A 20690-nucleotide genomic window follows, 5' to 3' on the forward strand; every position below is an offset into this window, starting at 1 on the left:
AAGTGTAAACTTAACCTTAACTTGGTTTCCGTTTCGTCCGCCATTAACATCCTCACTTGTAAAACTACTAATTGTCACCGGTTTTGTTGGTGTTGAAATAATTAGTTCAGGAGTATAAGTTATGTAATGTGAATTATCTAAAGTAACGTTTCTGCTTGTTGCTCAGTAAACACCTTTTAGTTTATATTTGCTATTACTCTCTACCCCATTATTAGCGCTGAAACTAATCATATTTGTTGTTAATTGGTGCACATTGCTGTAAACAAAATTTGTTGTTTCGTGATCATTAGCATCTAGTTTAACAAATTTTAATTTCACATATGTATTTGCTCATGAACCTATAATATTTGGAGCAGCATGAGCACCGGTGCTAAATCTCGCATTACCGATGAAATTATTTATAGCACTATTTCCTAATGATGCAGAATCAATTTGTAAAAAATTACCAAATTTGTTTTGTGTTGCATTTGAAATGTTAGAAACATGGAAAATATCATACTTATTATCTCCCGTTTGGTTACCATATAAATATTCACCTACAAGTCGATGTGGTTTTCTTGTTAGTTTTATAGTTTCAATTGCATATTCCTGATTTAGATACATTAAACCATTACCATCACTTCGTTTATATGTTACTTCAATGTATTTCTGATTATTTGTATCTTTTCGCACAATTCCCATAATATTTTGAGCTTGTTCATTGCTTGAAATTTGTTTCATATAAACAGCAATTTGATCGGCATGATTAGGATCATTATCTTGTAGTGTTATTAAAACGTTATCTGGGTCATTAATATTGTAACGAACTGTTAGGTAAGTGTTATTATTGTTAATAATGTGGTGATTTGAAACACTATGGAAGCTTGCGGTAATATGTGCAGGTAGCACAGTGAATTCAGATCCTACCCCATTAGCTATTTCCACATTCTGAGTTGTATTGTCCTTAGCTGGTTGGTCATATAATTCACCATCAAACCATACGAGTTTATCAAAAACATATTCTTTGTTACCCGCAAAACTATTTGGACTTAATTCGAAACGAACGGTATTACCTGAACTTGGGACATCCCCTTGTTCAAACACAACTTTGTTGTTTGCGTTATTTTTTTCTCTATAAACCAATTTTAAGTGTTTATTGTTATATCTATTACCAGTTTTAGCAAGGGTAATTGTAACAGCTTGTTTAACACTTGGGTTAGCTTGTTTATCATAGTTAGGATATTGAACATTGATGTTAGTAATCCGTAAAGAGTCACTAGGGATTATTACATTTGTGTTGCTTGGTAAATTAACATTTAAACCTGCAACTTCGTTAGTTTGTTTGCTTGTGCTTATACGGTTTAATGTGTATGTACTTCCCAAATCAAGATTAGTCATTGTGCCTGATAATTGGTTAGTTGTACTATTAAAGGTTAGCTCTACTGTATAGTCATGGTTCTCACCATTTTTTGTATAGTGTAATGAAACACGGTCGTTGTTTTTTAATGTATGGTGATCATTGTTAGTAACAGTTAAAACAATAGGTTGGTCATATTTGCTTGTTGTGCTATTGTAAACTGGTTGAACATTATTGTTAGAACGAGTAATACTGATTGGATCAGCATTAATTGTTATGTTTGCTTGGTTAGTTGCACTATTATGAAGTACAGTGGCATTAGTTACATTCCCCGTGTTAGTATCAACCACAAAACTATTGTTATTTCCGTAGAAAATATTTACTAATTCATAAACACGGTTTGCTCTTGGGAATTTGGTATTTACAAAATTAAACGTGTGTGTTTGTGTTTGTAAATTAGGGTTTGTAATTTGGTTAGCATCACTAATAATGTATTTATAAGTTGTGCCTGTTGGCTCTTCTTTATATTTATAAACAACTTTTATGTATTTGTTATTCAATAAACTACCTTGTTTTTGAATTCTAACAGCAACACTTGGTGTAGTTGTGTATCAGTTATATGTTGAATTTGTAACATTTACATTTGTAACTTTGTTATCAGCTGCGGGAATTATAAAGTTATTGTTACTATCATTTGGTATTGCAGCAAAAACAGGGTTTGCAAAATCAGCAGCTTTTTTATTTGTAGTTGTGATCGCTGCAATTTTATATGTTGTCCCTAAATCTAAACCTGTTAAATTACCAGTAATTGTTTTTGTGCCATTATGTACAGAAACATTAAAGGTTGCTGTTTGCGGATCAGAACCATCTTGCTTACTATAAGTGACACTAACTGTGTCGTTATTGCTTAATGAGTCATCAGAATCAGTTAATGTGTAACTTACGTTCGTCACATCAAATTTGTTTGATGTTTCATTGTATGTACTTGTTCCAGAACTATGACGGGTAAGAGTAATTGGGTTAGGAGCAATAACAATTGCTTGGTCAACTGTTGCTGGAGTAGCAACGAAGTGTGTATCATCTTCACCCACAGTATTATTAGTTGATCAGTAGAAACCTTTTAACTTATATTTGCGGTTGTTATGTAAATTTGTTGATGTGTTAAAACTTAAATTGTTTGCGCTTAGTTGTTTATTTTCACTATACACTACATCGTTTGATTCAGAACCATCGGTGTTTAAACGCACAAATTTTAATTTAGCGTGGATATTAGCATTCGCTCCAATGTTGTTTGTGAAAGCAACTGTTGTTGCAAAAGTTGGATTAACGCTTGCAGCCTGATTAGCCGGCACAGTGGCGCTATTAACTGCTAAATGGTTAGCAAATTTATCATCTCGGCTAACTGCAGCTGGTTTATCAAAGAAAACAAGCTTCTTAGCCTCATTGTCCTTATTAGTTGTTAACACATATGCGGGTTTTAGGTTAGCTGGTTTATTTACAAAACCAACTTCTGTAATTGCGTATTCTTTGTTTAACACTAAATTACTTAGATTGAAATCAAGCGTTTTAGTGCCGTTTGATGTACTTAAATTAGCTGTGTTGCTGGTAACTGGCGAATTTGCTGTTACATCACTGTATTTGTAAGTTAATTGGTTTACATCTGTTAATAAATTATCCGGATCAGATACACTATAACGAACCGTTAATGATGTTTGATTATTTGTTTGTAATGTGTTGTTTAGTGTACTTACATAAGTCAACACAACTGGACGTGCAGCAACAGTAAATGTTCCTGGATTTTGTTCAGTAAATGAGTTTGGAACGGTCTGTGCGCTGCTAATTGCTGTATTATCATCAATTGTATTTTCTGATCAAATAATCTTTTCTAATTTATAAATTTTATTTGTTTTTAGTTTATTTGAATCATTTGATGCTGATGTGTTTGCAGCCAATGTAAATGTTAATGGGTTTGCCCCAACAACCTGTTCATTTGAAACGATTTTTTGCTGATCAGCTTCGTTTACATAAACAAGTCTTACTTTTTTATTATTGTAGAAAGTTCCTAGTGTTGTGAAATTAACCGTTACAGTTTGGTCTGTATAAACTGGTAAATCAGGATTTGCGACAGATATACTTGTTGCTGTAATTGTGTCGCGTGGAGTTTCGATGTTTGTTTTTGAACTTGCTGCAAAATTTAAAACAGGTGTAGTTAATTCTGCATTCGCTTTTTCTTTTGAAATACCAGTGAAATTATACGTTGTGCCTTGTTCTAATCCAACTAATTCACCACTTAGAACCCCGTCGTTATAAGTCAATTGAGCCGTTAATGTTTCACTTGAACCAGCTTTTTGATAACTTAAAGTTACTGTTTGGTTGTTAACTAATGTATTGTCTGTGTTATTTGTCACATCAAACATTACCGCTTGTCTATAAGTACCATTATTATAAACAGGTGCAGGTGTGTCTTTTTGAGTTAATGTAATATTGTGGGCAGCGATATTAATATCTGCTCGTACACCAGCTTGTTTATCCATTAGAATTCCATTGGTAATTGCGCCAGTATTCTCATCCACATTAAAATCTGCATTATCACCATAATAAGCATCAACTAGTTCATATGTTCTGTTTCCAACTGTAAATTTATTCGCAGGGAAATTAAAGGTTAGAGATAGATTTTCCTGGTTAATTTGTGTTAATTGTGTCGCGTCACTAGTGATGTATTTATATTGCCCATCTGTATATGGTGTATCTTTGTATTTGTATACAAGTTTGACATATTTATTGTCAAGCGTGTTGCCTTGTTTTTTCAGAGTTGCTGTTACCGTTAAACTTGCATTAGTGTTTGAATCAAAGTTTGCGCTTTGGACATTTACAGCTGTTAATTTATTAATAGGGCTAGGTATTACAAAAGGATTTTCAGGAACATCTGCAAATACAGGAGCTGCAAAGTTTGGTGCGTATGAGTCTTTAGCAACTGGAGTAATATCCGTTACTTTATATGTTGCCCCTAAATCTAAGCCAGTTAAGTTTAATGTTATTGTTTTTGTACCGTCTGAATTAACTGACACAGAAGCGCTCAGCGTTTGGTTATCAGTAGTTCCTTCTTTAACATAACTAACAGTTACTTGGTCACCATTATTTAAACTATTGTCCGGATCAGTTAATGTATAAACAACATTATTAATGTCGTATTTGTTCGTTTGTTCATTATACGTTTTTGTGCCATCACTACTACGTACAGTAACAATCGGAGTTGGTTTTGTAGTAAATGTTTTATCAACTTCTGCTAAACCATCTGCAATACTTAAGTTAACACGTTCACCTTCAGCAGCATCAGCTGTTGGTGCATAATAAGCCGATGTTAAAGTATATTTACGGTTTGCGTGTAAATCAGCTAAAGTACTTGTAATTTCTTCTGTTCCTTTTTGGTCATTTAATTGAACAGGCGTAGTTTTAATTTGAGCACCTGCATTGTCCGTATAAACAAGAGTTAAGAATTTATTTTTTAGACCAGAACCATTTTTAACAACACTAAGATTTAATTCAACACTACTAGCGTTAGTTGCTCGATTGCTATCTAGATTAGCAACTGATAATCCGCTTAAATTACTTGTTAAAGTTTCTTGTTCGTCTTTTTTCTTTTGTTCCTCTTTTAAAGCATTAATTTGTTCAGTTAATTCGTCCTTCACAGATTGTGGAACATTATTCGCGTTTGCAATTGCTGCTTCTGCTTGATTGATTGCTTCTTCTAAATCATCAGCAGATGAATTTGTATCATTAGCAAGCGTCTGCGCAGCATTAACGTTAGTAACAGCTGCACGTAATTGTTCTAATGCACTCTTATCACTTGCTAATTTTTCCTTAATTGCTATCGCTTCGGGTGAGTTGTTATCCGCAAGATTATTGTTTGCATTATCAATCGCAGCAATTTGTTGATTAATTTCATCAATAGTTGCAACTGGATTCGTTTTACCAATTAAAGCAACAGCTTTTTTATCTTCAATATGACCTTGGGTAACTTTTAATAAATCATCCTTCTTTTTATTCAAAATGTTACTCAATGATTGTGGAGAATCATTTAGATGCTTAGTTAAACCATTATCTGTTTCTTTGTTAATTTCGGCAATTGCAGCTTCTAATTCATCTTTAGATGTATTTGGATCAATGATTTTTGCTTTCAAAGTGTTGTATTTATCATTAAACGCTTTTAAGCCTCTTAAATCATCAATCATCCCTGTTAATAATGGTTTAGTTGAATCACCTAAACCATTCTGATTAACATTGTTTTCTAAATTATTCTTAGCATCTTCTAATGCAGTAATATGGTTAGAAAGATCTGTGTTATTGTCTAGATTATCTTCTGTTAATGTGTTAACAAAGTTTCTTGCGTTTTCAAGAGCTTGTTTTGCTCGAATAACATTTTCAAGAGCCTGCTCGTTTTTTACAATCGCATCCTTAACAACTGGTGGTAAATCAATGCCATTATTTTTAGCATTAACTAACGCATTTTTTGCACTTGTTAGTGCGTCTGCTGTTGAATTAGCATCATTTGCAATTGTAACCGCATTTGCAAGCGCTTCTGCGGCTTCTTTGTATTGACGCAATTGTTTTTGATCTTCTAATAATTTTTCTTTGACACTGCTTAGCAACGGATTACTATTATTTGAATTAGCTTGTAAATTAGAAATTAATTGAGCCACTTTTTCTAGTTCTTGTTCAATTACATTCACAGGTTGTAAATTAGTTTGAGTAATAACATCCTGAGCATGTTTATGACCAACTGAACTGTCTTTTAATAAATCTAAAACATCCCGTTTAGCTTCAAGATCTCTAACTAGGTGTGAAGGAACTAATAACGGATTTTTTAAAGCGTTTAAATTATCTGTCAAGGCAGTAATTGCTGCTTGTGCATCTTGAAGTTTTTGATCTGTTGGTTCTGTTTCAAATGCTTGTGTTTTAGTTAATGCATCCTCATATTTACCATTTGCTTCTTCAAGTTTAGTTAATTTTGTTAGTAAATCTTCTAGATCTTGGCGTGTTTCAGCACCAACGTCATCTTGTTCTAAAGCGGCTTTTGCAGCAGTGACTTTGTTCTTCGCATCTACAATCTGTTGTTTTGTTGGAATTTGATCATTTGCTCATAGAGCTTTAGTATCAGCAATTGTTTCTTTACCAGTTTTAACTTTTTCTAAATAATCAATTTTTGTTTTTCAAGCATCTAGATCCTTTTGTAAAAGAACATTAGCATTGTTATCTTTTTCATACTCTGCTTTTAAAGGATTTAGTTTTTCCAATAAATCATCTGCTGTTTTAGTTGGGTTTTTAGCAATCGCTTTCGCATCTTCATAAAGTTCATGTAGTTTGTTAATAGCATCAAGTTTTCTTTCATCTTCTTTTAATGCATTTAATAATGTTGTTTTTAAAACTTCATCCTGAATTGAATCGATGGCTTGGATTCGTTCACGTACGCGTGCTAAAAGATCAGCAGCCTGCGCAGTATCAGTTGGATCTGCTAAATACGTTTTAGCCTCATTATGGGTTACTTTTGCAAGTTGTAATGCATCCAATTGGTCTTTTAATGTTTCTAGACGCTCGCTAACTGTTTCTGGTACATTGGTATTAACAACTGTTGGAATTGTATTTGCATATGCATTTATTTTATTTGTGCTTTGATCCGGATTAGCATCTAGATCATTTAATGCTTCTATAGCCTCTTTGAATTTTGTATTTGATGTTTCAAGGGCTTCAAGTTGTTTTTTCGTTTTATTAAGAGCAGTTAATGTTGGTTCTTTATAAGGATTATCATTATCAACTGAATTAATAGCTGCTTGAACTTTTGTTTTTTCTGATGTAAATGGATTATCGGCAGTTGTAGTTAATGGGGTGTTGGCGATAACTGTTTGGGCCGCTTCATCAACAGCTTTTGCACTTGCAATATTTTTTAACTGTGCAAGTTTATTTGTAAATTCATTTCTTACTGGTTCTGATAATTGGTTACTGTTTGTTGTGAGTGCATTTTCAAAAGCATTAAGCTTGTCATTTAAAATAGCTGCTGATGTATTTGCATCTTCAGTACTTGTTACTGTTTCATCAAATTTATCAACTACTGTTTGCAATGCTTTTAATTTCTCTTTATCAGCATTTAATTGTTCTTTAATAACGCTTGTTAATTCAAGGTTATTTGCTGCATCTAGTGTAGGGATTAATGCGTCAATTGCAGCAATACGTTCAGCAACCTGGCCGCTTGTTGCGTGAGGTGTTTTGTTAATCACATTATTTGATTTAATGTGTTCTTCTTTTGCATCGCGAACCGTTGTTCAATCATTTTTTATTTTGTTTAAGTTAGCTAAATCAGCTTCATTAACATCAGCTTCTTGTGCATCGATTATTGATGCAGCAAGTTTAGTAATTGCATCATTTGTATTTGCTAAGTCACTTGTTAAGGCAGTATTATCAGTTTTATTATCAGGCAAATTTTTGACAGTGTTTAAATTATCATCACGAACTTTCAAGACATTAGCAATAGCTTGTAGTTTAGGGCGTAAAACTGTCAATTGTTCCTTGATTGGTTGACCAATTAATGGATCGTTTAACAATGCTTCAACTGCCGGAGTGCTATTAGCAGCAGGTTTGCCGATTTGTTCATCAACCTTACTGATTGCTTCTACTAAATTGTCATATGTTGGTAACGGATTAGGAGCTAATAAATTGTTTGCATCTTCACTAACTTTTTTAGCAGCAACAACTTTAGCAACTTTGTCTTTAAAATTAGTTAGACCATTTATAATTTTCGGATCTAAATCATTTGCAGCTGCAATCGCGTTAGCAAATGTACCATTTAAACCTTCAGTTACTGTCGAGTTGTCAGCAATGTTATTTGCTGATACAACAGCACTATTCATTTTGTCTAATAAATCTTTATAAGTTGTTAGTTTTGTTCGATCTTGATCAAGTTTTGTTTTGATAGCATCTGTGTGGTTATCATTAGCAATGCTATCTAAAACCGGTTGTAGAGTATCTAATCACTCATTAACTTTTGTTACAGATGAATTAAGAGTCGGATCTTGTTGCAAGATAGTAACTGCTTGCTTGTGTTTTTCATAAGCGTCTCGTAAACGTCTTAATACTTCAACTTCTTCTTTTAATTTAGCTAATACTGGTTCACTTACGCCAGCATCACGAGCGTCTGCAAATTTATCCAATAAACCGTCAATTACTTGGTTTTTATTGTCTAATGAAACATTTTCACCTTGAACTGTTGCACGTGCATTTTCAATTTCAGTATATAAAGTTTTAAGACCTTGTAATTTAGTAATTGTTGTTTGTAACTTGCTAGTAAATGCTGTTTTTAGCTCTTCATCCAGAGCGATACCATCGTTTGTCGAAACTGTTTCTTTGGCAGGGTTTAAAATAGCTAATTGCGCATCAATTTGCTCGTTTGTAATTAATGGGTTTGTGTTATCTGCTAAAACATTTGCATTTTTATTTTTAGTTTTTGCTATCTTGATTTCATCAAGACCTGCTTTTTTCTTGTCTCAAACCGCTTTAGTCAAATTAGTTAAAGCTTTGGAATTATCATCAGCAAAATTTGCAACTATCGCTTCATTTAATGCCTGAATCAAAGGAGTTAATTCGCTTGCATCCTGACTATCGTCTAACGCACTAGTTTGTGCAGCATTGTATTTCGCTCACAAGTCATTAAAAGCTGTTAGCTTTGTTTTTAAGTCATTTAAATTATTCTTAACTTGCGTTCTTTCATTTGGCAAAATTTTCTTGATTTCATGAATCTTATTTAATGCCTCATCAACCTTGTTGATTTCTCGAGTAATATCACGATTAGAAGCAATATTAGGGTTATTTTGTTCCAGTACTGCTTTCGCTTTTTTATAAACACGTTGTGCTTCAACTAATAAATTTAATTCAACCGTTTCTTTATCTAATGAATCGATAACTGGGCTTGGAACACCCAAATCATCAGCCGTTTTAATTAAAGTTTCCAGATTATCAACTGCAGTACCTTTTTCATCAAGGGTTTTAGTTTTATCTGCTACAATTTCTTTCACATTTACTAGTGTAGCTTCGATTTCCTTAAGTTTTTCTAAACGTGCCAGTGTTTGTGTTAATTTTTCTTTAGTCGGTTCCCCCAAAATAGAAGAGTTTAAATTAGTAATTTGTTGATTAACTTTTCCAATCTCAGTTTCTAATTCCGCAACTGTCGCTCGTGGATCAATCTTGGCAAGAACCTCATTAGCTTGCTCATCAACAGATTTAGCTGTTTTAATTTTTTCTAATTCTTCTTTTTTGTTGTTTAACGCTTCTTTTAAAGTATCTGGTAAAGTTGTGCCAGCTAATAATGAAGTTGCTAGAGTATCAATTTTAGTTTGCAATTCATCGCTTGTTGAAGTTGGCGAATTAGCTACTGTTTGAGCTGTTTTTAAATTATCTAAGATTGTTTTTAATTTAGCTAGTTGATCCTTATCAGTAGTTAATTTATTACGAATATCATCATTCTTAATATCTGCATCTAATAGAGCAATTGTCGGATCAACTTCATCAAATAACGGATCAAAATGATCAACTACCCGAGTGATAGTTTGTGGATTTTCAAGTTTCGCTGATGTATCTGTAATTAAATTAGTAATTCTCTTATGAAGATCATAAGCATTATTTAAGTCTTTTAGCTCATCACGCGCTAGAACGAGTTTGTTAATAACCAGTTCAGTAATACCTGCATCACGAGCAGCGTCTATTTTTGAGGTTAACGCTTCAATTAACGCAGTATTTCCCGCCTTATCAGTAGTACCATTACGAATACTATTTTCTGCTGTGTTTCGCGCGTCAACAGCTTGTTTTAAAGCATCAACTTTCGGAAGTAAACCATTAATTTTTTCCAATTGATTTAAACCAACAGAGTTGTTTGCTAATGCTGTTTGCTGTGCTTCTAAATCTGATTTAATAGTCCCTAAATCAGCTGCAGTTGCAACATTTGGTTCATTTAAACCAATTGCGTTTTCTGCAGTTTCAGTTTTTTGTTTTGCTGTATAAACCTTAGTTAATTCATCATGTTTATTTGTTCAGTCTCTACGCTCTTCATCGGTTAACGTATCATCATTTGTATACGCTGCAACAAATGGATCAATTTTTTCTTTTAAAGATTCAGCTGTTGAATTTGCTTGTATAGCTACTTTTTTAGCAGCATCATATAACGATGAAATATTTGTGATTTTTTCAATCTTTTCTTTATCAGCAAGAAGTTTTGCTTTTAATTCAGTTGCTGTTGGATTGACCAAATCTGCTAAGCCATCAATTTCTGCTATTGCAGCATCAATTTCTGCTATTTTTGCAAGGAAAGTTGATTTTGACGGACGAGGATTGCTTGTTAATAATGGATTAACTGTATTGTGCACCTTACGTGCATTATCTAGTGCATCAAATGCGTTAGTTAAATTATCTAAATTATCTTTTTGAACTTGATATTGTCCAAATGATAAATTAAGTTTCAGTTTATTTAACACATCTTTTGCATCACTTAAGGCGTTGTTTAATTCTGTTATCTTCTCTAATATGTCAGCATCTGATTTAACCGGATCAGTTCCTTCATCTGGACGCGTTCCACTAGTTACTGCTTCTTTTGCGGCAGTAACTTTATCATTAATTTGTTTTAATGATTCAAGAAGTTGTTTTGTTTTATCTAAAATCGCTTTGTTTTCTAAACCAACATTATCACTATTTAATGTTGTTTTTGCATTATCAATTTTAGTAATTTCTGCTGTTAGTACATCATTTGTAGGAATAGGAACTGTTGTAGCAACAACTAAAGCTGCTTCATTGATTGTCTTTGCAGATTTAACAGTTTCTAAGTAATTTTTCAGTGTATTATAATGTTGTTTCACATTATCGGGAATATGTGTTCCAGCAGCTATTTTTTCAGTTAAAGTATTAATCGCCTCTTGCAAAGTTTCAGCTTTGCTAATCGGGTCATTTGCTAATGCTAACCCCGCTTGATAGCTATCATAAATAGCCTCATATTCAGCAAGTTTAGCTAGATCAGCACGCAATTGTTCTTTAACTGTATCGTTAATACTATCAGTATCTAGTTTAGCAAGAGATGTTGTTAATTCATCTTTATATGTATTAATTTCATTTTTTGATAAAACGGGATTTACATTTTCAAAATTTCGATTAAAATTATGATCAACTTTTTGCGCTTCTTTTAAGTTTTCGAAACGTTGTAAATTTATTTTTCAAGCATTAACAACATCTTCGTTAATTCCAGTTGCTTCAGCTGCAGTTATAGCGTTATTAAACGCAATAATATTTGCACTATCCTTGTCTTGTTTTGCCTCAAAACTTGAACCTTTGGGAATATTAGTGTTCAGCAAACCATTTTTTGCAACAGCAAGTGCGTCGTTCGTTTTCTTGTAAGCTTTAGTTTTATCAGTTGTTGAAACCAATTTATTTACTAATCAATCCTTTAACTCTGGATCTAAATCTAAATCTTCACTTGCACGTACTGTAGTTGTGTGTTGCTCCATATCTGTAATTGATGGAGGAACAACTGTCTCTTCAGTCACAAATGGGTTGTGTTGAACAATAATATTTGCTCCTGTTTTTTCTACATCCCGTGCATCACTTGCGATTTTTAACGCTTCTTTACGTTTGTTTCATTGGGCTATAACGTCTTGTGGTAAGTTACTTGTTTGGTTGGTAATTGCTGTAGCTAATGAATTAATTAATTGATCAGTATTTTCTTTATTAAATTCATCTACCTGAATGCTTGCCTTCGCTGTATTATATTGATTTCAGAAATCAACAAGTTGATTTAATTGTGCCGCATCAGCCATTAATTTTTTTAATGAATCGGCCTGGTCTGGATTATCTTTGATTGCCTCGACAGCATTATTAACCTTGTCTAATAAATTATTTAAAACATCAAAAGGACTAATTGAATTATTGATTGCTTTTTGTGCATCATTATGCAATTGTTCAAGATCAACAAGAGAATTTAAAATCGCTAGACGTTTATCTAATGCTGTTTTGACATCTTCTGTGATTGCTAGTTTTTTAGCTGCATTAATTGCAGAAATATATTGTTCAATTTGAGCAAGTTTTTCCGTCTTAGTCAATGTTTTGTCTTGAACAACTGGTAGTAATTGATGGTAAATGTTATCAGCATTAGCTAGTGCTGATAATTCGTTAATTGTTTCTTCTAATACACTAACATTCGAAGAACCAACATCTTGATTAGACAATAATTCTTTTGCTTTTTCTACTAATTGTTTTTGGTTTAAAAGATCATTTGCAGAGGCAAGAGGTTCATAAGCTTGAGCTGATATTTGAGCTAATTCATTCGCCTTTTTCGCTTTAACAACATTGTTAAATGTCTCAATTAAATCAGCATATTTCTTTTCAGTTAAAGCATCAAATTTATTTGCTAAATCATTAACTTCAGTTGCATAATCATCAGTTAATGTTTCTAAATTTGTACTTAATGATGTAGGATCATCAGCTAATAAAAGAGCGTTTTTATATAATTCTTGAATTTTTTGAGCTTGATGAATTAAAGATAACTGATCAACTAAATCTTGTTTTCCCACTGTTTCATTTGTTAATTTTTCAACATATTGATCAGCAAGATTTACAATTGCCACTGACGCTTCCTTGTCTAATGGATTATCAATAATAGACTTTTTCGCACGCTCCACAATGTCATTGACAGGTGATACTAATTTATCTAATAATGCTTGTTTTAAAACTGGATTATTGTTTTCAGCAGTTTCAGCAAACGCTTTATCTAATAATGTTTTTGCTTGTTTTGGATCATTATTTGTGTTTGCATCTAATACACTTTGCAGATTATCTAAACGCTTAATATAATCTTGTTTACGGAATTTATTTTCTTCCGTTTCAATTGCCGTTCGTGCGGCATTGATTAATTCCTGCAACTCTGTATTTGGTTTCTTATTGATAAAACCTTCTTCTGCTGCTTTAACCTTCTTATAAGCATCACTAATTTCAGGATACAACATTTCCTTCATTTTGTCTAAACGCTTATATAAGTTACTATCTGGATCGTTTAAATCATTCACCGCTGTATAAGCATCTTTTAGTGTTTTAACTAACGCAGGATCTTTTGGATCTTTTTTGTATCCTTGCTCAACTGCCTCCACTAATTTTAATGCGTCATTGTACGCTTTAACATCTTCAAGAATATCGTTTAAATATTTCTTAGCAGCAGTGTACTTTTCATCACTCAATTCATCAACTAAATCTTGTGCAAGATCAATTTTGTTCTTTAATGTTTTTGACGAAGCGCGATCGTTTTTTGTGTATTTTAATGCGGCCATAACTGCATCACGGGCAGCTAAATAATCACGGTTATCATCAATGATTTTCTGAAGAATATCGTTTTGATCAACTTTCATTTGTGATAACGGTAAATCAGCAACACTTTTAATTGCATCTGTTAATTGTTGATCAAAAACTTTTGGATTAATATTACCTTCATCAGATGTGATTTGAGCAATTAAAACATTTTTTAATGATTCAAATTCATTTAATTCTGTTTTTAGTTGGTCTAAATTTCCTTGATTATTGCTAATTTGATCTTTTAATTCAGCAATTTTCGCCATTACCTCTGGTAATGTTCAAAAATGTTTTCCTGTGTTTGTTTTACATTGAGTTACTGCAATAGTAGCCGTGATTGCGGCCGCACTAGCAAGTAACCCAGTAATAACAAGACCCTTTTTCTTTTTCATCGTTTAATTCTTTCAGATAAATGATATTATCATTAAATTTATATATTTTTAATTTTGTATTCTATATATATATATATATATTATATTGCGACTTTGATAAGTCATTAAACATTATATAAATATTTATAAAAAATAAATTACTTTATTATAACATTAAAAAATAAAGGCAACTATTATTATATTGGTTTTTCACTATTTTGCTGAATTTTATCGGGTTCAAAAAATTTTAACTTTATACATAAATAGTGTAAAGTTAAAATCATATTTTTCCTTTTTTAGCATCTATAATGCTAAAATCGAACCACAATTAATGTTTTAGTGTTTTTATTTTTTATAAATCAAACTCTTCGCTTGATACACTAGTGGGAATTTCACCAATATAGTTATAAATTTCTTGAATAAAGGAACGAGTTTGTTCAGCACTAAAACCTGTGTACAAGCTTGGATCTAATGTTTTTTCTAAAACTTCTTTATCTAGATTTAGTTCCTTCTTTTTTAATAAATGCTCAATTAAGCGGTTTGGTTGTCCTTCGTGCTTGATAAAATAACTTTCACGCATACTTGCTTCACGAATAATTTCATGCACAACTTGACGATCTGCTCCGCCTTTAGTCGCTTGCATCATAATATTTTCGGTTAACATAAAAGGTAACTCATCATCAATATGCTTACGAATCATTTTTTCATACACTACACAATTATCAATTACGTTAGCATAAATATTTAAAATTGCATCAATAGCTAAAAATGACTGAGGATAAGATAAACGTTTATTAGCTGAATCATCTAACGTTCGCTCAAATCATTGAGTCGCTGATACTCATTGACCATTCTGTTCATTTGCCATTACAAATTTTGCAAGTGATGAAATTCGTTCACAACGCATTGGATTCCGTTTATAAGCCATTGCAGATGAGCCGATTTGGTTTTTTGCAAACGGTTCTTCTAACTCTTTTAAATGTTGCAATAAGCGAAAATCATTAGTAAATTTATGGGCTGATGCAGCAATATTTGCTAGTAGTTGCAATACGATAGTATCTTGTTTACGATCATATGTTTGCCCACAAACACCAACAGATTTTTTAAAATCAAAATCTTGAGCAACTAGTTTATCAAGTTCAATAACTTTTGAATAATCATTCTCAAATAAATTGGCAAAACTTGCTTGTGTTCCAGTTGTTCCCTTAACACCACGAAACTCTAACGTAGCTAATAAATGATCAAGTTGTTTTAAATCCATAAACAAGGAATGAGCTCATAAGGTTGCACGTTTTCCAACAGTTGTCAGTTGTGCTGGTTGAAAATGCGTAAAACCAAGAGTGGGTAAATCCGCATACTTATTCGCAAATTTACACAATAGCAATAACACTTTTACAAGTTGTGAACGAATCAATTCTAATCCTTTTTTAATCTGAACTAAATTCGTATTATCTTGAACAAAAGCACTTGTAACCCCTAAATGGATAATTGCTCTTGCACTAGGTGCCTGGTCTCCAAAACAATGTATATGTGCCATTACATCATGTTTGAATTGTTGTTCATACCGGTGGGCAAGAGCAAAATCAATATCGTCTACAACTTTTTCCATTGCATTTATTTGTTCATTGGTGATTAAATCTAAACCTAATCGTTGTTGATTTTTTGCTAAACTAACCCACAACAATCGTCAGGTTTTAAATTTAAAATCATCACTAAAAATATATGACATTTCTTTTGATGCATATCTTGTGTTTAAGGGGTTATTGTAATATTTCATATTAAAGTAATTGCACTTTCTTATAAATGTTATGATTTCGTTCTGGACCAATTGAAATCAAACTAACATCTACACTTAATGCTCTTTCTAAATAATTAATGAATGCTTTGGCATTCTCTGGCAAATCAGCATAGTTTTTAATACTACTGATATCTGTGTCTCATCCAGCAAACTCTTGGTAAACCACTTCAATTTTTTTGTTATCTAAATAAATTGGTGGAAAAACATCATAACGTATTCCATCGATAATATAATTAGTAGCGACCTTAATGGTTTTTAGACCAGTCAAGATATCAAGTTTAGTAATTACTAAATCCGTTACTCCATTAATCATTACAGCATGTTTTAACATTAATAAATCTAATCACCCACATGCTCGACTTCGACCAGTTGTCGCTCCAAATTCATGGCCTTTAGTTTGCAAGTGTGCACCAATATCATCATTTAGTTGTGTAGGAAAGACTCCAGAACCCACACGTGTCATATACGCTTTGGTTACACCAAAAACACGGTTGATTTTATATGGCGCAAGCCCTGTACCAACTGCTACTCCACCCGCAGTTGGCGAAGATGATGTTACAAAAGGATATGTACCATAGTCAACGTCTAGCATTAGTGCTTGGGCCCCTTCAAACAACACTTTTTTATCAGCATTCACTTGTTGATTCACTAATTCGGTTCCATTTACAAGTTTATCTTTTAATATTTGTCCATAAGCATAGTATTCATCAACAAGTTGTTCAACATTAATTGTTTCATAACCAAAATTACTTAAAATTGGGTTTTTTAATAATGCATTAATTTTTATTTTATGTGTTAAAACTTCTTTATCCAATAAATCAGCAGCGCGAATTCCTACGCGATTATATTTATCTTGGTAGCAAGGTCCAATTCCTCTTAGCGTAGTTCCAATTTTCTCATTCCCCAATAAATTTTCATTTAATTGATCAATCTTTAAATGATAAGGCATAATAATGTGAGCACGCATATCCACTAGCAAATGATCTGTACTTCAATTACGTGCGTTTAATCCATTAATCTCCTCTAACAAAACTTTTGGATCAACAACAACACCTGCCCCAATCAAACATTGGGCGTTTTTTGCCAGAATTCCCGAAGGGAGCAAGTGCAAAATAAATTTGTCGTTATTTACAACTACAGTATGACCTGCGTTATTCCCTCCTTGATAACGAACAACCATATCCATTTGATCTGCTAAAACATCGATAATTTTTCCTTTTCCTTCATCTCCGAATTGCAAACCAACAACAACATAAGTTTGGTAATTTTTTCTATTCATTAATAATTACAACCTTTCCAATATATGGTAATGCACGGTGTTTTTGTGCATAATCAATTCCATATCCAACCACAAATTCATTAGGTATTTTAAAACCTATATATTTAACATCTACACGACTAATTCGTGCTTCTGGTTTATCCAATAAAGTTGCTACCGTTAAACTTTTTGGTTCACGAGCATTTAGTAGTTGTGTAATTCTTTCTAATGTAAATCCTGTATCGATGATATCTTCAACTACAATCACATGTTTATTGTAAATATTTTCGTCAAGATCTTTTAAAATCTTAATTTCTCCACTTGTTTGCATCTCATGTCCGTAACTAGAAACACTCATAAAGTCGATAATAACATCCTTGTTAATTGCTCGAGCAAGGTCTGCCAAAAACATTAATGATCCACGTAATAAACCAACCAAAATAATCTGTTCATCCTTGTAATCATTATTGATTTGATCAGCAATTTTCTGAACTTGTTTTTTGATTTCTTGTGCAGAAATCATTTGTTCAATTTTATATTCCATTTTAACCCCTATTTTCTGTTATCCTAAAATGTATATTATATGGCAAAACTGTTCTAATTAGTTTTGCAAATTATCACATTTAATAATTACTTATTAATTATTTGAGATATGTTAAAATATTATTGTTTTTAATATGGTAGAGGAGATGATAATATGTTAAAAACAAAAGAAGTTATTGGTGCTTTAAATCACCATTATAATGTAAATTTTAGTTTAGGTTTAGAATATGCTCAATTGGCACATCTTGTGGAAACAAAATTCAAAATGCCATACGCTGGTAAATTTTTAAAAACTCTAAGTACAGATAAAACAGGGGTACATAAAGATAAATTATTAACTTACTTTACAACAGCTGATATTCCTTTAACAAGTAATATCCAATACACTGCAAACAATAATGAATTTGACAATGCTTTAAGTGTTTTTGAAAAAGTACTTGCAAACGAACTAGCTGTACGTAAGGAACTAGCAGAGGCGGCAACAGCTGCTTTACAAGCACAAGATTATGAAACATTTGAATTTTTACAATGATTCATTAAAGATGGTGTAAAAGATTATAGTGATGTACAAGCAGTCATTGATCTAATCACTGAGTCAAATAACACTGCGTTAGCTGACCACTTGATTAGTGAATTAGAAGAATAAACTAAAACATTATTATCTTTATGAAATAGGAGCGTTTATGCGCTTCTATTTTTTATCACAATCTTTGTATAATTAAATAAATAATAAGGAGAAAAAAATGAAATATTTTATTGCTAATTTTAAATTAAACACAAGTAATGAACTTCTAGATGAGTTTGCGAAACAATTAACCTATAAAAAAGAGCAGCAAACAAAAACAAAACTAATACTTGCAATTAATGATTTATATATTTTAAAAAACCAAGAACGATTTAATGCATTACAAATTCCCTTATATACCCAAAATGTATCAAACCAAATTAATGGCGCATATACTGGGCAAACTAGTGTTTTCCAACTAATTGAAAACAATATTCCAGGAACGTTGATTGGACATAGTGAACAACGAGTATATAGTAGTCAAAATGAAATTGATCAAAAAACAAAACTTGCCTTAAAACAGGGATTACAGGTTGTTTTATGTGTAGGAGAATCTCTAGTTGTTTATGAACAAAAACAAAGTCTAGAATTTGTCATTAATCAAATTAAAGAAGTTGTCAATTATGCGAACTATAAAAATTTAATTATTGCTTATGAGCCTGTTTTTGCCATTGGAACAAACCAAATCGCTTCTAGCGAACACATTGATTATATGATTAAAGGAATTAAGGGTTATTTCTATAATTGCACTAATTTTCCGATACCTGTTTTATACGGGGGAAGTGTCAAGGTTGATAACCTTGCAGATTTAATGAATAACAAAGCAATTGATGGTGTGCTTGTGGGAAGTGCAAGTCTAGATGTCAATAACGTTAATAATATGGTAGATATTTTAAGTAATATTGATGAGACAAATGATGCATAAAAAAGTAGCATTAGTTATATTAGATGGCTATGGAATCGGAAAAAACGATGTTTCTAATGCCATTTATGCTGCAAAACCATTATTTATGGATTATTTGCGCAAAACATACCCATCTCTACCTATTCATGCATCAGGTTTACAGGTGGGATTGAATAAAGATCAGTTCGGAAATTCTGAACATGGCCATATGTGCTTAGGTGCTGGACGAGTCATTTATAGTGATAATAATTTTATTACTAAACAGTTAAAACAAGATAATTTTCGTCATCCCTTACTAGATAAAATTAAAAGCGAAAAAATTCATTTAGTTGGAATTTATTCAAATGGTGAGGTCCACGGAAACTATCAACACATTTTAATGTTGGTTAAATATCTAAACAGTATCAAGAAAAAAGTTGTCTTGCATTTAATTGCTGATGGGCGAGATACTAAACCAATTGTTTTAAACGAACACTTCGAGGAATTATTAGAATTAGTTGAAACTAATAACGTTATAATCAAATCGGTATCTGGACGTTATTTTGCAATGGATCGTGATCAGCGGTGAGAGCGTGTTCAGCAGGCGTATAATGCAATGTTTGTTGATGAACAAATAAACGATTTACAAACCATTTTTGAAAAACAAAAAAGCGAAAACATCAGTGATGAATTTATGACTCCCACATCCTTAACAAAAGATACGCTCGCCCCCGGTGATACAGTTATCATTACTAACTACCGCGCAGATCGAATTCTGCAATTAATTCATTTGCTAACACCCCAAACAATGTTTAATTACACTAATCCTCATCATATTCCCAATTTGAATGTCATTAGCATTTCTGAACTTAAACAAACTAATCTCCCTTATTTGTTTTCCCAACCACAAATCACCCATACCCTTGATGATGTTTTTGTCCAACACCAAATTAAACAAGCAAGAATTGCAGAGACTGAAAAATACGCTCATGTGACCTATTTCTTTGACGCCCAAAGAAAAACAACTAACCCGTTCAAAGAAAACTTTCATCTTCCTTCCCCAAAGGTAGCATTTTATGATCAAGCTCCTGCAATGAATGCTTCAGCGCTCACCGATACTTTAATCAATAATTTCAGTAACTTTGATATTTTTATCATTAATTATGCAAATGCAGATATGGTTGGTCATACGGGTAATTTTGATGCATCTATCAAAGCAATCCAAGCTCTAGACGACGAAATAAAGCGCTTGTTTGATTTTTTTGTTCAAAAAAAGAAACAAACTTTAATGATAACCGCAGATCACGGAAACGCAGATTTGATGATTGAAAATAATCAAATCATTAAAAGTCACACCACAAATTTAGTAGATTTTATTATCACTGATCAAAATGTAACGCTAAATCCTAATCCTAACTACTCAATTTGTCATGTTGCAGCAACATTACTTGATTATCTAAAACTTCCAATTCCTAATGTAATGCTGCATTCAATGATTAAAAAATAATATTAATATCGTACCAAAACTTTACACATAATTAATATATCTTTATTGCATTAACCCTTGAAA

The 20690-nt window shown here is 32.2% G+C and carries 7 protein-coding genes; 3 read left to right on the forward strand and 4 right to left on the reverse strand.

What is annotated here, in order from left to right; all coding sequences use genetic code 4:
- From OF377_RS02385 to hpt, 4 genes are all read right to left on the reverse strand, one after another.
- Positions 1 to 14094 (reverse strand): hypothetical protein (locus tag OF377_RS02385; RefSeq protein WP_263836289.1); only part of this gene is annotated, 14094 nt, incomplete at its 3' end.
- Positions 14095 to 14425: 331 nt separating this feature from the next.
- Positions 14426 to 15850 (reverse strand): adenylosuccinate lyase, encoded by a 1425-nt coding sequence (gene purB, locus OF377_RS02390; protein WP_263836290.1) that lies wholly within the window; start codon positions 15848 to 15850, stop codon positions 14426 to 14428.
- 1 nt (position 15851) lies between these two features.
- Positions 15852 to 17150 (reverse strand): adenylosuccinate synthase, encoded by a 1299-nt coding sequence (locus tag OF377_RS02395; RefSeq protein ID WP_263836291.1) that lies wholly within the window; start codon positions 17148 to 17150, stop codon positions 15852 to 15854.
- Positions 17143 to 17673, reverse strand: coding sequence for a hypoxanthine phosphoribosyltransferase (gene hpt / locus OF377_RS02400; protein ID WP_263836292.1), 531 nt, complete (start codon positions 17671 to 17673; stop codon positions 17143 to 17145). Before hpt ends, OF377_RS02395 begins: the two co-directional genes overlap by 8 nt.
- A 153-nt stretch (positions 17674 to 17826) precedes the next feature.
- Here hpt and OF377_RS02405 point away from each other — a divergent pair, with 153 nt between their 5' ends.
- The 3 genes from OF377_RS02405 to gpmI all read left to right on the forward strand — a co-directional run bounded on the left by OF377_RS02405 (position 17827) and on the right by gpmI (position 20627).
- Positions 17827 to 18318: a ferritin-like domain-containing protein gene (locus OF377_RS02405; protein ID WP_263836293.1), complete on the forward strand. Its 492-nt coding sequence runs from the start codon at positions 17827 to 17829 to the stop codon at positions 18316 to 18318.
- Positions 18319 to 18415: 97 nt separating this feature from the next.
- Positions 18416 to 19162, forward strand: coding sequence for a triose-phosphate isomerase (locus OF377_RS02410; protein ID WP_263836294.1), 747 nt, complete (start codon positions 18416 to 18418; stop codon positions 19160 to 19162).
- Positions 19155 to 20627: a 2,3-bisphosphoglycerate-independent phosphoglycerate mutase gene (gene gpmI / locus OF377_RS02415; protein ID WP_263836295.1), complete on the forward strand. Its 1473-nt coding sequence runs from the start codon at positions 19155 to 19157 to the stop codon at positions 20625 to 20627. Before OF377_RS02410 ends, gpmI begins: the two co-directional genes overlap by 8 nt.
- Positions 20628 to 20690: the final 63 nt, after the last annotated feature.

Source organism: Ureaplasma sp. ES3154-GEN (assembly GCF_025780075.1).
GTDB lineage: Bacteria > Bacillota_I > Bacilli_A > Mycoplasmatales > Mycoplasmoidaceae > Ureaplasma.